At 63.0% G+C, this 12,489-nt stretch carries 15 protein-coding genes; 8 read left to right on the top strand and 7 right to left on the bottom strand.

The features are described from left to right. Position 1 precedes the first annotated feature (1 nt). Positions 2 to 436: a RidA family protein gene (locus K5K89_RS19085; protein ID WP_222540050.1), complete on the top strand. Its 435-nt coding sequence runs from the start codon at positions 2 to 4 to the stop codon at positions 434 to 436. A gap of 3 nt (positions 437 to 439) precedes the next feature. On the opposite strand, the gene K5K89_RS19080 is transcribed toward K5K89_RS19085, so the two are convergent. From K5K89_RS19080 to K5K89_RS19060, 5 genes are all read right to left on the bottom strand, one after another. Then, the gene (locus K5K89_RS19080) at positions 440 to 817 is read right to left on the bottom strand and encodes a c-type cytochrome (RefSeq protein WP_409996277.1); all 378 of its coding nucleotides are present in this window, start codon (positions 815 to 817) and stop codon (positions 440 to 442) included. Between the two features lie 72 nt (positions 818 to 889). After that, positions 890 to 1,714, bottom strand: coding sequence for a 5'-nucleotidase, lipoprotein e(P4) family (locus tag K5K89_RS19075; RefSeq protein WP_222540048.1), 825 nt, complete (start codon positions 1,712 to 1,714; stop codon positions 890 to 892). A 46-nt stretch (positions 1,715 to 1,760) separates the two neighbouring features. After that, complete coding sequence (locus K5K89_RS19070) at positions 1,761 to 2,957, bottom strand: DUF1835 domain-containing protein (protein ID WP_222540047.1); 1,197 nt, start codon at positions 2,955 to 2,957, stop codon at positions 1,761 to 1,763. A gap of 150 nt (positions 2,958 to 3,107) precedes the next feature. Then, entirely contained in the window at positions 3,108 to 3,350 is a 243-nt protein-coding gene (locus tag K5K89_RS19065; protein ID WP_058426121.1) for a hypothetical protein, read from the bottom strand. Between the two features lie 52 nt (positions 3,351 to 3,402). Then, positions 3,403 to 4,479 carry an aldo/keto reductase gene (locus tag K5K89_RS19060; protein WP_071492143.1) on the bottom strand — a complete coding sequence of 359 codons (1,077 nt, stop codon included), beginning with the start codon at positions 4,477 to 4,479 and terminating at the stop codon, positions 3,403 to 3,405. Between the two features lie 131 nt (positions 4,480 to 4,610). On the opposite strand from K5K89_RS19060, the gene K5K89_RS19055 reads away from it, so the two are divergent. The 7 genes from K5K89_RS19055 to K5K89_RS19025 all read left to right on the top strand — a co-directional run bounded on the left by K5K89_RS19055 (position 4,611) and on the right by K5K89_RS19025 (position 10,228). After that, positions 4,611 to 5,288 carry an ATP-binding cassette domain-containing protein gene (locus K5K89_RS19055; protein ID WP_222540046.1) on the top strand — a complete coding sequence of 226 codons (678 nt, stop codon included), beginning with the start codon at positions 4,611 to 4,613 and terminating at the stop codon, positions 5,286 to 5,288. Further along, positions 5,285 to 6,076 carry an ABC transporter permease gene (locus K5K89_RS19050; protein ID WP_071492141.1) on the top strand — a complete coding sequence of 264 codons (792 nt, stop codon included), beginning with the start codon at positions 5,285 to 5,287 and terminating at the stop codon, positions 6,074 to 6,076. Before K5K89_RS19055 ends, K5K89_RS19050 begins: the two co-directional genes overlap by 4 nt. 113 nt (positions 6,077 to 6,189) lie before the next feature. Then, positions 6,190 to 6,810, top strand: a complete 621-nt coding sequence (locus tag K5K89_RS19045; protein WP_071492140.1) for a glutathione S-transferase family protein — start codon at positions 6,190 to 6,192, stop codon at positions 6,808 to 6,810. A gap of 91 nt (positions 6,811 to 6,901) precedes the next feature. After that, complete coding sequence (locus K5K89_RS19040; RefSeq protein ID WP_222540045.1) at positions 6,902 to 7,822, top strand: LysR family transcriptional regulator; 921 nt, start codon at positions 6,902 to 6,904, stop codon at positions 7,820 to 7,822. After that, on the top strand, positions 7,822 to 8,706 hold the full coding sequence (locus K5K89_RS19035; protein WP_222540044.1) for a LysR family transcriptional regulator: 885 nt from the start codon (positions 7,822 to 7,824) through the stop codon (positions 8,704 to 8,706). Before K5K89_RS19040 ends, K5K89_RS19035 begins: the two co-directional genes overlap by 1 nt. Before the next feature lie 79 nt (positions 8,707 to 8,785). Beyond that, positions 8,786 to 9,718: a pyridoxamine 5'-phosphate oxidase family protein gene (locus K5K89_RS19030; protein ID WP_093124487.1), complete on the top strand. Its 933-nt coding sequence runs from the start codon at positions 8,786 to 8,788 to the stop codon at positions 9,716 to 9,718. Between the two features lie 105 nt (positions 9,719 to 9,823). Further along, positions 9,824 to 10,228: a RidA family protein gene (locus tag K5K89_RS19025; RefSeq protein WP_222540043.1), complete on the top strand. Its 405-nt coding sequence runs from the start codon at positions 9,824 to 9,826 to the stop codon at positions 10,226 to 10,228. 28 nt (positions 10,229 to 10,256) lie between these two features. On the opposite strand, the gene K5K89_RS19020 is transcribed toward K5K89_RS19025, so the two are convergent. Then, positions 10,257 to 11,696, bottom strand: a complete 1,440-nt coding sequence (locus K5K89_RS19020) for an efflux transporter outer membrane subunit (RefSeq protein WP_222540042.1) — start codon at positions 11,694 to 11,696, stop codon at positions 10,257 to 10,259. Next, positions 11,696 to 12,487: a helix-turn-helix transcriptional regulator gene (locus tag K5K89_RS19015; protein ID WP_222540041.1), complete on the bottom strand. Its 792-nt coding sequence runs from the start codon at positions 12,485 to 12,487 to the stop codon at positions 11,696 to 11,698. The genes K5K89_RS19020 and K5K89_RS19015 overlap by 1 nt, the downstream gene beginning before the upstream one ends. Positions 12,488 to 12,489 lie beyond the last annotated feature (2 nt).

Here is a 12,489-nt window from a genome sequence, read left to right as displayed (position 1 = left end):
CATGAGCGACAGCATTCAACGTACCAGCGTCGGCGACTTCCCGATTTCCCAGACCGTCACGGTGCCGGCATCCGCCAGCCTGATCTTCATCAGCGGCACCTTGCCCGACCTGCACAATGCCAGCGCCCCGGCGGGCACACCGGCGGCCTATGGCAATACCGAAGTGCAGACGGTGTCGGTGTTCAACAAACTGCGCACGATCCTGCGCCGGCAGGACCTTGACCTGGGCGATATCGTGCAGTTGCGGGTGTTCCTGGTGGGGGCCGATGAGACGGGTGGCAAGCTGGATTTCGCCGGCTTGCAGGCGGGGTACACGCAGTTCTTCGGTACACCTGAGCAACCGAACAAGCCGGCACGTACGGCGCTGCAAGTGGTGGCGTTGCCATTGCCCGGTGCGTTGATTGAGGTCGAGGCGGTTGCTGCAAGAGCGGTGTGAGGCTCAACGAGTATTGGCAATCACATCGCTCATGTATTGATTCAAATCGCGGAAGTCGCTAACCCTCCATGCGAACGGCGCTAGCTTCACGCCGTTCTCTCGCAACGTCCTTGGGATCAGGTCGCCATTGGGGCGAAGTATGATTGAAGAGACGATAACGCCTGGGTAGTCATTCAGGCGTTTTTTGAACGCGGCGGTGGTCAGGTCAGGGGTGGGGGGATTGCTCTTGTTGGCCAGGGGGCCTGTGCCTTTGATATCCGCGCCGTGACACATCGCACACCGCTGGGTGAAGAGGGTTTTCCCGTTGGTGTTATCCGCTGCAGAGAATGACGGTTGGAGGAGCGATAAAGCGCCGAGCGATGCGATAAGTACTCGTTTCATTTCCATATGGCCTTAGTGTGTCAATCAGATGTGAGCCGATGGCGTCAAGGACGGTGGGCCAGTCAAGGCAGATTACTCCTGCAACTGCAACGCCCGCTGCTTGAGCTTGCGCTTTTGCTCGAACGGCAGCTTCTCATCATCCCCATACGGCGCGCTGTACCAGTTGCCATAGGTCGGGTTGGGCAACAAGAACCAGCGTTGCCCCAACCAGTTCACATAGGGCTCCACCGCCTTGCGCTGATCCGCGAGGGTGTTGTGCTCGGCCTGCACGAAATCCCCCAGGGAATCCCCGGCCATCAATAACACGCGGGCATGGGCGGCGACCCATTGGCGGCGGCAGTTCTTGCCGTAGCCGGCGCTTTCGCAGTGGCCGGTGGGGGTGCTGGCGGCCAGGACCTGTTGGTCGCTTTCAACCGGGAAACCGCGCAGGCGCAGGTTCTTCACCGTGGCGGCGACCTGGCTGTGTTCGCGGTTGGTCAGGTAATACAACTTGATGCCTTTTTGCCGGGCTGCCTGCAGGAACGCCACGGCACCGGGCAAGGCCTGGGCCCTGGCCTGGTCGACCCAGGTGTTCCAACGGTCGTAGGAATAGACCTGGTTGTTGACCACATCGCGGGCGTTGAGCGGTACGTTGTCCAGCAGCGTCTCATCGATATCGACCACCACCGCCGGCGGTAACCCGTTCAGGTTGCGTGGGGGAAAGGGCAGGGCATCCCAGGTGGGATCGGCCAACGCCACGTCAAGTTGACGGGTGGCATTGGCGAAGAGCTGGCGGTAAATCAACTCATGCTCGATGGAGGTCTGGGTCCAGAGCACGGCATCGAGTTGGTCATTGGCCGGCGGCGTTTGTTGGCAGCCCGCCAGCAGAAGCAGGCTGGCGAAGATCAGGTTGCGCATGGGCAGTCTCGCAAATGAGGGGTGAATGGGCAGCACGTTAGCGTAATCACGGGCGCCATACAGGCATGATGTGTTCATCAATCGCCCAGTGGGGTTGGCGAGGTCGCAAGCATATGCCACCCACCCATCGCACATGGCTGGCGTGATCCAGCCAGTTGGCGTCACCGTTCAACACGGTCTGCCCCAGCGCAGTCAACGCCAGCACCTGGCGTGGCCAGTCCAGGTGCGTCTCGGTGGCGGTCAGTAAAGGGTTGTCGCCATCGATCAGCGGTCGCAACAGCGCATGAAACATCATGTCCCCCAGGAACGGCAGCGGTTCACGCTTGGCCATCAGTTCGGCGAACACTCGACCGAATGGCGTTGGCCCGTTCTCGGCGAGGTACGTCAGGGCCAGGCGCTCGGTCAGCGACAGGCCGTCGTGCAGGCCGGGCAATTCCTGTAATTGACGCAACAACGCCGGGGCAAGCAACGGCAAGGCGGTGTGGCTGTCGTGGGCTATTTGCGCCCATCTGACTGGCGAGCTGTCGCAGTACGCCGACCAGGCCTGTTTGGCCAGTTGCACGGCGTCCTCCTCGAGCAAGCGCCGTTGCGGCCATAGCCACGCCAATACATCCGGCGCCAGTTGGCCGATGCCGATAAAACGCTGCACGCCGGGAATGCGGTCCACCTCGATGAGCTCCAGTTTGTGCGGCACCTGTTCAAGACCGGTGAGTGCGCGGATCAGGAACAGCTGGTCATAGGCATCCGCTTCGCACCACAGCACACTGTGGTCGGCGCTGGCCAATGCGTCGAGGTGGTCATATTCAACGTCGACGCGACGAGCTGCATCGGCTTCATCGATGGCGAAGGCCTGGCTGATAAAGGCACTGCGCAGGGCGCGGAACGCCTGGCGGGGCAAATCGCGGACCGGGCCCATGCACAGCGGGTCGGCGAGCATCCGGAACTGCCCTTTGAACCCCGCCAGTTGCAGGCTGTGGGCAATGTCATTGCCGCAGCGCCAATGGGTGGTACGGGCTTCATCGCTGGCGGTGAAATCGGGGTGGCGGGCGGCGAAGTCGATGGCATCGATATGGGCCTTGAGCTTTGGCCAACTGCTGAAACCCAGCTGCCTGGCGATTGCCCATTGGGCCAGGGACAGGGTAGCGTTCGGGTTTTCGGCTTTCAGGCGTGGCAGCAGTTCCTTGGCACGCTTGCGCTGTTGCTCAAGGTTGAGACGGCCATCGGTGTTGAGTGGTTGGGACATACGATCTCCTTGCACAAACCTTTTCCGCTTCAAGGTGGGGAGTCGTAGAAAAAGAGGGTGTTGCAGTGTCCTGGGCGCAGCCCTTTCCGCGGAAGGTGGCGTAGAGAGCGCCAGGCGGGAAATATAGGCAGTGCCGCGCTCGTTTGCAAATCAGTGTTGCGCGTCTGGCGTGTGATCAACCCAATGGGTCTTGATCCCCTTCGCCCACGCCACCGTGTAGAAACAGCTCAGCAATACAATCCCCCACTGTTCGGCATTGATGGATGACCAGAACCAGAACGGCTGGCCCGCCATGCCGAACAGGCAGGCGTAGCGGCGCACTTTCAAGCGTTTGCTTTGGCTGAACCAGATGGCAACGACGCCGAGGGCGGCGATCATGATTTGGGCTATCACGGGGGGCTCCTTGAATGGGAAAAGGCAGCCTTGGCGCAAGGCTGCCAAGGCATTACTTGTCCTTGCGCGCATCCATGGTCTTCTGATGCTCAGCCAAAAACGGCTGCTCTGCCGGATCAAAGCGGTCGATCCCGGCGGTAAAGCGATGCCAGTAGGGGTACAACGGCTGGCGACGCGTCACGGCTTCGATGCGTGAAGATTGTTCCTGGGTCAGCTTCAACTCAGTCGCAGCGAGGTTGTCGCGCAAGTGTTCTTCAGTGCGAGCGCCGACGATCAGCGACGTGATCCCCGGTCGATCCTTGAGCCATGCCAGGCACGTGCGGGCTACCGAGACACCGTGTTCATCGCCGACCGCCGCAAGGGTTTCGATGATATCGAGCGCCCGCTCCTGATCATGCACATAGGGTTCCGGCCAACCGCTGCCCTGGCGGGTGTTGGCGGGCGGCTTGTGACCCCGACGGGTAGACCCGGTCAACAGGCCTTCGCCCATCGGGCCCCACACCAGTGTGCCCACCGACTGGTCCAGCGCCAGTGGCAGCAGTTCGTACTCGGCCTCGCGGGATTCCGGGGTGTAGTAGATCTGCTGGGTGACAGGTTTGAGCATGCCGTGCAGTTCGGCCTTGCCCAGGGTTTTCATCATCTGCCAGGCGGTGAAATTGCTGGTGCCGAAGTAGCGTATTTTCCCCGAACCTACCAACAGCCGCAGCGCTTCGAGGGTTTCCTCGATGGGGGTCATACCGTCCCAGTTGTGCAGTTGATAGAGGTCGATATGGTCGGTGCCCAAGCGTTTCAGGCTGGCTTCGCACGCGCGAATCAGATGGTAGCGCGAAGAACCGGAGTTGTTGGGGTTGTTGTCCACCGGGCTGCGGCCCTTGGTGGCCAGCAGGATATCGTTGCGTTTGGCGCCCAAGGCTTTGCCGACGACTTCCTCGGCCAGGCCGTGGGAATAGAGGTCGGCGGTGTCGACCATGTTCACACCCGCGTCGAACGCGATATCGAACATGCGTTTGGCCTGGGGGACATCCACCGATCCGCATTGCTCAAACTCGGCGCGACCGCCGAAGGGCACGGTGCCCAGGATGATTTCGGATACCAGCAGGCCGGAATGGCCCAGTTGTCGGTATTGCATGTCGCCTCCTCGGTAACGTTGAATCTAAAGCTCTGAGCCACACCGGATGCGATAGTTTGAATTTTTTGCATGAAATCCTGGCGAGTGTGCCTCACCATTGCATCATCCGGATTGAGAGGAACACCGCGTCCATGAGCGCACTGATTGAAACCCGCGCCCTCACGCGCCTGGACGAGCGTCGCCAGGTGCCGTTGCTCCAGCCCACCGATTTCAGCCTGCAGGCCGGCGACCGGGTGTCGATCACCGGCTCATCCGGCTCCGGCAAAAGCGTATTCCTGCGCGCACTGGCGCTGCTGGATGCGCCCATGTCCGGGCAGATCCTGTGGAACGGCGAGCCGATCGGCAACGCGCAGATTCCTCACTACCGCTGCCATATCAGCTACCTCTCCCAACGTCCGGCGCTGCTCGACGGTACGGTGGAAGACAACCTGCGTTTTCCCTACAGCCTCAAGACCTCGCGCAAGCGCAGCTTCGACCTGGCGACGGTGACCGCACTGCTGGGCCACGCCGGCAAGACGCCGGACTTTCTGGCCAAACACGCCGCCGACCTCTCAGGCGGTGAGTCCCAGGTGGTCTCGCTGATCCGCACCCTGCAACTCAACCCCGAAGTGCTGCTGCTGGACGAGCCCACCGCCGCCCTCGATCCCACCTCGTCCCGCGAAGTGGAAGCGCTGATCGACGCCTGGTTTGCCGAGGACAGTTCCCGTGCCTGCATCTGGGTCTCCCACGACCTGGACCAGGCCCGGCGCATGAGTGACATCCACTTGCAGATGAGCGCCGGTGTACTGAGCGGAGTGGCCCAGCCATGAATTACCAGAACCTCACCGCGCTGGACATGGGCATTGCCGCCTCGCTGATCCTGATCAATGGCGCGCTGTCGCTGCTGTTGCGCCTGGGCCTGGGCCGCCAATTGCTGTGGGCGGCGGTGCGCACGGTGGTGCAACTGCTGGCCATCGGTTACCTGTTGGGCTGGGTCTTCGAGTTCGCTTATTGGTACGTGGTGCTGCCGCTGATGTGCGCCATGACCCTGATCGCCGGTCTCTCCGCCGCCGGGCGAGGACGGCGGACTTACCGGGGCCAGCGGGTCGACAGCATCCTGTCGGTGTGGGGCAGCTCATGGCTGGTCACCGCCGTGGGGCTGTTTGCGGTGATCCGCATCCACCCCTGGTACGAGCCGCAGTACGCGATCCCGATCCTTGGCATGATCCTCGGCAACACCCTGACTGGGGTCTCCCTGGGTATCGAACGCATGACCCAGGAACTGACCTCGGGGCGCAACACCATCGAAATGATCCTGGCCCTCGGCGGCTCACGCTGGGAGGCCGCGCAGGACGCCATCCGCCAGGCGGTGCGCGCCGGCATGATCCCGACGCTGAACCAGATGACGGTGGTCGGCATCGTCAGCCTGCCCGGCATGATGACCGGGCAAGTGCTGGCGGGAGAAAGCCCGGTGGACGCGGTGCGCTATCAGATCGTGATCATGTTCCTGATTGCCGCGTCGTCGGCGTTGGGTACGGTGGGGGCAGTGTTGCTCACTTACCAGCGGTTGTTTTCTGCGAGCCATCGGTTTTTGCGCGACAGACTCGAGGAACGCTGAGCGGTATTGTTTCACTGGGTGAAATGCTCGATTGTAGAGCGTGGTGATTCCAACGTCAGGGGCCGGCGGTAGAGCATGTGCGGCGTTGCCATCCCATTCTCTTGGAGCCTTTCATGATCAAACTCTATGGTTTCCCGTTGTCCGGCCACTCTCATCGGGTCGAGCTGATGTTGTCCCTGCTGGGCTTGCCCACGGAATTTATTCTGGTGGACCTCAAGCAAGGCGCCCATAAGTCCTCGGACTATCTGGCCACGATCAACAGCTTCGGCCAGGTGCCGGCGATTGATGACAACGGCGTGGTGTTGGCCGACTCCAATGCGATCCTGGTCTACCTGGCCAACACCTACGGCAAAGGCCAGTGGCTGCCAAGCGATCCGGCAGGGCAGGCTCGCGTGCAGCGCTGGCTCTCGGCCGCCGCCGGTCAACTGCACGTCGGGCCCGCGTCGGCGCGGTTGGCCACGGTGTTTGGCGCGGACATCGATACCTGCGTCGCCATTGCCCGTTCCCACGCCTTGCTGAAACTGATGGAGACGCAACTGAGCCAAAACCGCTTCCTGGCCGGCGAGCAACCGACCATCGCCGATGTCGCTTTCTACACCTACACCGCCCATGCGCCGGAAGGCAATGTGTCCCTGGCCGACTACCCTCAGGTGCGTGCCTGGCTCGCCAGCATCGAAGCGCTGCCGGGATTTGTCGGCATGCCTCGCACAGCCGTGGGCTTGCAATCCCACTAACGCGAACCCTGGTTGTGGTCAGTGAGCCTGTTGTGGCGAGCGAGCTTGCCACAGGGGAATAGCGATATGCAGTTGCTTGAGAGGAGTGCCGATGGACCGATTTCATGAAATGCAGGTGTTCCTGGCGGTGGCCGAGGAGGAGGGTTTTGCCGCCGCCGCACGCCGCCTGAACACCTCGCCACCCAGCGTGACCCGGGCCATCGCCGCCATGGAGGAACGTATCGGCACCCAACTGCTGGCGCGCACCACCCGCAGCGTGCACCTGACCGAAGCCGGCCAGCGTTACCTGGAGGATTGCCGGCGTATCCTGGCAGACCTCGATGAAGCCGAAGAAGCGGCGGCCGGCAGTTACTCCATCCCCTGCGGCCACCTGACGGTCACGGCGCCAGTGCTGTTTGGCGAGCTGTATGTGGCGCCGGTGTTGGGGGAGTACCTGGACCGCTTTCCGTTGGTGAACATCAATGCCTTGCTGGTCGACCGCGTGGTCAACCTGGTCGACGAAGGCGTCGATGTCGCAGTGCGTATCGGTCATCTGCACGAGCCGGGCCAGCAGGCGATCAAGGTCGGCGAAGTGCGCCGGGTCGTCTGTGCAGCGCCAGCCTATCTCGACCAGCACGGGCGACCGGAGCACCCGTCGCAGTTGCGTGAGGCCAAGCTCGTCACGTCATCGTCGAGCCAGCTGGTGAGTGGCTGGGAGTTTGTCGACGCCGGCCAACCCTTGACTGTGCCCATCGAACCGCGCCTGGTCGTTACGGCAAACAATGCCGCGATCAACCTGGCGCGCCTGGGCTGGGGCATGACGCGGGTGCTGTCCTACCAGGTCGCAACGGCGGTGGCAGCGGTCGAGTTGGAGATCGTCCTTCAAGCGTATGAGGCCGAGCCGTTGCCGATCCAGGTGGTGTTCCAGAAAAGCGGCCGCGTGCCGGCCAAGATCAACACCTTTGTCGACTTTCTCAGCCATCGCCTGGGCCAGGACGCCGCCCTGAACCCTGCGATGAAACGGCGCGGTTGATGGAGCGCTATCGCGATATGCAGTTGTTCGCCGCACTGGCCGGACACTCGAGCCTGGCCGGCGCAGCGCGCAGTGCGCAGGTGTCCGGGCCGACCCTGGTCCGTGCGGTGGCCCGCCTGGAAGCGCGCCTGCGCGTGCCATTGCTTGAACGCAGCACGCAGGGCGTGAGCCTGACCGACGCCGGCAACGCGTACCTGGCCGATTGCGTGCGCCTGCTCGCCGCCGTGGACGCTGCCGAAGCCTCGGCCAAAGGCTTGCATGTGCAGGCCCAGGGCAACCTGCGGGTGTTTTTGCCCTTTCTGTTCAGCGCTCATGTGATGGCGCCGGTCTTGGCCGACTACCTGGACCGTTATCCCGAGGTGAGCCTCGCGGCGCACTACCACGACTATTATCCCAACCTGCACGAAGAAGGGCTGGACGTGGCGATCCTCGTCGGTGAGTTGCCCGACTCGTCGTTGATCGCGCGGCCGGTGGGGCAGGTGCGGCATATCCTTTGCGCCAGCCCCGGTTATCTGGCGATTCACGGTGAGCCTCAACGCCCGGACGACCTCCAGCACCATCGGCTGATCGCCACTGCCGACCAGGTGCATTGGGATTTCCAGGGCTACCCACTCAAGGCCCGTGCGCGCCTGGGCTGCGCCACGGTGCAGGGCGCGATCAATGCGGCGGTGCATGGGGCGGGGGTGATTCGCTGCCTGAGTTACCCGGTTCACGAGCATGTGCAGAGCGGGCAATTGCGTCGCCTGTTGCCGGGTTTTGAACAGCCGCCGTTGCCCGTGCACGTGGTGTACCGCGAAGGCCGCAACGCACCGATGCGCGTGCGCAGCTTTGTCGACCACTGCGTGGCGGCGCTGCGTGAACACACGGCATTTCAACTGGCGTAACAGTGGATTGCCTGGCGTGGTGATTCCCTCGGTGGCGAGCAGGGCGCAGCATCGGGCTATCCAACATGAGGTGCTTGCCATGAACCTGATCGAACCATCGCCCTGGCATGCCGGTGAACGGCACATGCAACAAGCAGTGGGGGTCGCCGAGCGCATGGCCGTGGTCGGGCCCAAGGTGATCCGTGATCATTTGCCCGAACAGCATCGGGATTTCTACCCTTTGTTGCCGTACCTGATGCTGGGTGTGGTGGACGAGCAAGGCATTCCCTGGGCGACGCTGCTTGAAGGCGCCCCGGGCTTTGCCCACTCGCCGGACCCGCAGACCTTGCAGGTCGACAGTCTGCCGTCGGCCAACGACCCGGCCCGCAACGCCTTGCGTGAAGGTGCATCCATCGGCCTGCTGGGCATCGACCTCAACACCCGCCGCCGCAACCGCATGAACGGGCATATCGGTGCGCTCGATCACGAAGGCTTTTCGGTCGACGTGGTGCACACGTTCGGCAACTGCCCCAAGTACATCCAATTGCGGCCGGTGGATGCCATCGCACGCAAACCCGGCAGCGTGGCCGAACGTTCCAGCAGCCTGGATGACGCGGCCCAAGCGCTGATCCGCAATGCCGACACCTTCTTCGTCGCCAGCTACGTCGAGGTGGATGGCCAGCGCTCGGTGGACGTTTCCCATCGCGGCGGCAATACGGGTTTTGTGCGGGTCGAAGGCAACGTGCTGACCATCCCTGACTTTGCCGGCAACCTGTTCTTCAACACCCTGGGCAATCTGCAGGTGAACCCGGTGGCGGGGTTGTTATTCATCGATTTTGAATCGGGGGATGTGCTGCAGGTGGCCGGGCGCACTTCACTGATCCTCGACGGCCCGCAAGTGGCGCTGTTCGAGGGCGCCCAGCGCTTGTGGACCGTCACCGTGGAACATGTGGTGCGGCGCCCGGCGGCGTTGGCGTTGCGGTGGCAGTTCGCGGAGTTTTCGCCGTTCAGTCTGGCGATGGGAAGTTGGTAGCCAGCACCCCTCGATGATCCCCGATATGTTGCGGGATGTTGAACCGCCGGATTGAACGATTGCTTTGGGTTAGCCTTGTTTTCCTACCGACAACAAGGAAATGTCATGCAGAGAAAGGTCATTAATCCCACAACGGTATTCAACGCCCTGCAATACGGCTTCAGCCAGGCCATGGAAGTGCCGGAGGGTCGGCGCATCATGCTGTCCGGCCAGGTGGGTGTCGATGCCGACGAGCGCACCGTCGGCCCGGGTATTGCGGAACAGACCGCCGCCGCTTTGGACAACATCGAAAAGGTGTTGGCCGAGGCAGGCGGTGATTTGTCCCATGTGATCATGTTGCGGCTGTACATCACCGAGTCCGCCCGTGACCAGCAGGAGCCGATCGCGCAAGCGCTGCGCGAACGCTTCCCGCACAACCCGCCGCCGTCTTCGTGGATTATCGTCAGCGGGTTGTCGTTGCCGGATTGGTTGATCGAAATCGAGGCGGAGGCGGTGATTGCGCAGGCGTAGATACAGTGAGGGCTAGGGGCACGTGAGCTTACTGTGGTGAGCTGATTTGTTGGGTGAGCAGGCCTAATGCGGCAGTCGGGCTTGCGCTGACACCCCACGCGCCGCCCAGCGCTGTATACAACTTCACTTCCGCCACCAGTTGCGCCAGGCGATCGACGATCAACGCCTGTTGCGAGGTGAACAACGTACGTTGCGCATCCAGGAAGGTGAGGTTGCTGTCGACGCCACTGCGGTAGCGATGCTCGGCCAGGTTGTAATACTGCTGATTGGCCGCGACGAAATCCCGTTGCGCCTCCAACTGGTCGGTATAGGTCTGCCGCGCCGCCAGGCCATCGGCGACTTCCTGGAAGGCGGTCTGGATCGATTTTTCGTACTGCGCCACGCTGATGTCTTTTTGCAGTTTGGCGTAGTCGAGGCTGGCGCGCAGGCTGCCGGCGTTGAAGATCGGCAGGTTGATCTGCGGCTGGAACGTCCAGCTGCCCGAGCCGCCCTTGAACAGCCCCGCCAGTTCGGTGCTGGCGCTGCCGGCGTTGGCGGTCAGGCTCACCGACGGGAAAAACGCTGCACGTGCCGCGCCGATATTGGCGTTGGCGGCGCGCAACTGGTACTCGGCCTGGAGGATATCCGGGCGGCGCTGCAGCAAGTCCGAGGGCAGGCCGGCCGGCACGCGGGCCACCAGGTCGGCGGCGAGTGGACGCGACGGCAATTGTTCGTCCACCGGGCCGCCCACCAGCAGGGCGAGGTTGTTGAGGTCCTGGGCGACCTGGCGCTCATAACGGGCCACGCTGGCGCGGGTGCTTTCGACGCTGGTGGTGGCTTGCACCACGTCCAGCGCCGAGGCTTTGCCGGCGGTTTTGCTGCGGCTGGTGAGGCGCAGGCTATGCTCGTTGGCCACCAGGGTTTGCCGGGCCAGGGCCAGCAATTCCTGGTCGGCACGCCAGGTCAGGTACGCATTGGCGACGTTGGCGACCAGGCTCAATTGCGCACTGCGCCGCGCCTCTTCGGTGCCCAGGTAGGAGAGCATGGCCTGTTCGCTGAGGCTGCGGATGCGGCCGAACAGGTCCAGCTCATAGGCGCTGATGCCCAGGGTCGCGGAATAGCTGGAGGTGATGGCGGCCTTGCCGGTGCCGGTCACGTCCCCGGGCACACGCCGACGCTGGCCGGCGCCGGTAGCGGACACCGCCGGGAACAGGTCGGCACGCTGGATACGGTACTGCGCCTGGAACGCCTCGACGTTCAACGCAGCCACGCGCAAGTCGCGGTTATTGACCAGCGCATCGCCAATCAACCCTTGCAGCGCCGGGTCGTGGAACAGCTGCTGCCAGTCCGATGTGCCGGACTGCGCCAGCGCATACACGCCCGCCTGGGGATACTGCGCAGGCACGGGCGCCGCAGGCCGTTGGTAGTCCGGGATCAGCGAGCAGCCGCCAAGCATCCAGGCCATCGCAAAGGTACTCAATTTATGCATCAGGCGCCCACCATCCACTTGGCCAGACCGTGCCTTCCACTCACGCCCAACTTGGCGGCGGCGCGCTTGAGGTAGGTTTCGATGGAGCTGTTCTTCACGCTGAGTTTCTCCGCGATCTGCGGCACGGTGCCGCCGGTCAGCAAGCCGAGGCACACCTCTTGCTCGCGCGCCGACAAGGTGATGTCGCCCAGGGACAGGCGCTTGTAGAACTCACGTTGCAATTGCGATTGCTCCAGCATCGTGTGGGCCGGTTCGACCTCGGTGTGCGGTGCCTGACGCAGGCTCTGGGCGTGGCACTCGATCAGCGGCAGCAGGGTGTCCGACAGGCACTTGAGAAACGACAACTCGGCCAGGGAAAACCCGCGCTGGGTCGGCGGGCGATAAAACGAAATCACACAGCGCCGGTTGCCCTGGCGCGACACCAGGTTGCACTGGTGTGAGGTGTCACGCGGGTCTGCGCTGTTGGCCTTGGCTTTCAACTGGATCAGCAGCGGGTCCTGCATGCCGAGCATTTCGCGCAACAGCGGATGGTCGTCCATGGAATTCAGGGCCAGGGGCGGCAGGTCCTGCGTCTGGCCGGCGCTGCCCAGCAGCGTGATATCGAGCACACGGTCGCGTAGCTCGTCGAGGGTCCATTCGCTCAGATCCACCAGGTGGATCGGCACCCACTTGTCCACCAGGTGCAGCATGTGGGCGGCAAAGCCCGGGTGGCCACTGCTGGCAATCAACTCGCCCATTTCGGCGTAGAAATGGGGGCTTTGGGTGTTGGCAATACTGCTGGTCAAACTCATAG

This window comes from Pseudomonas sp. DR208, from assembly GCF_019823005.1.
In the GTDB taxonomy this organism is placed as follows: Bacteria; Pseudomonadota; Gammaproteobacteria; order Pseudomonadales; family Pseudomonadaceae; genus Aquipseudomonas; species Aquipseudomonas extremorientalis.
This window is presented reverse-complemented; position numbering and strand designations above follow the sequence as displayed.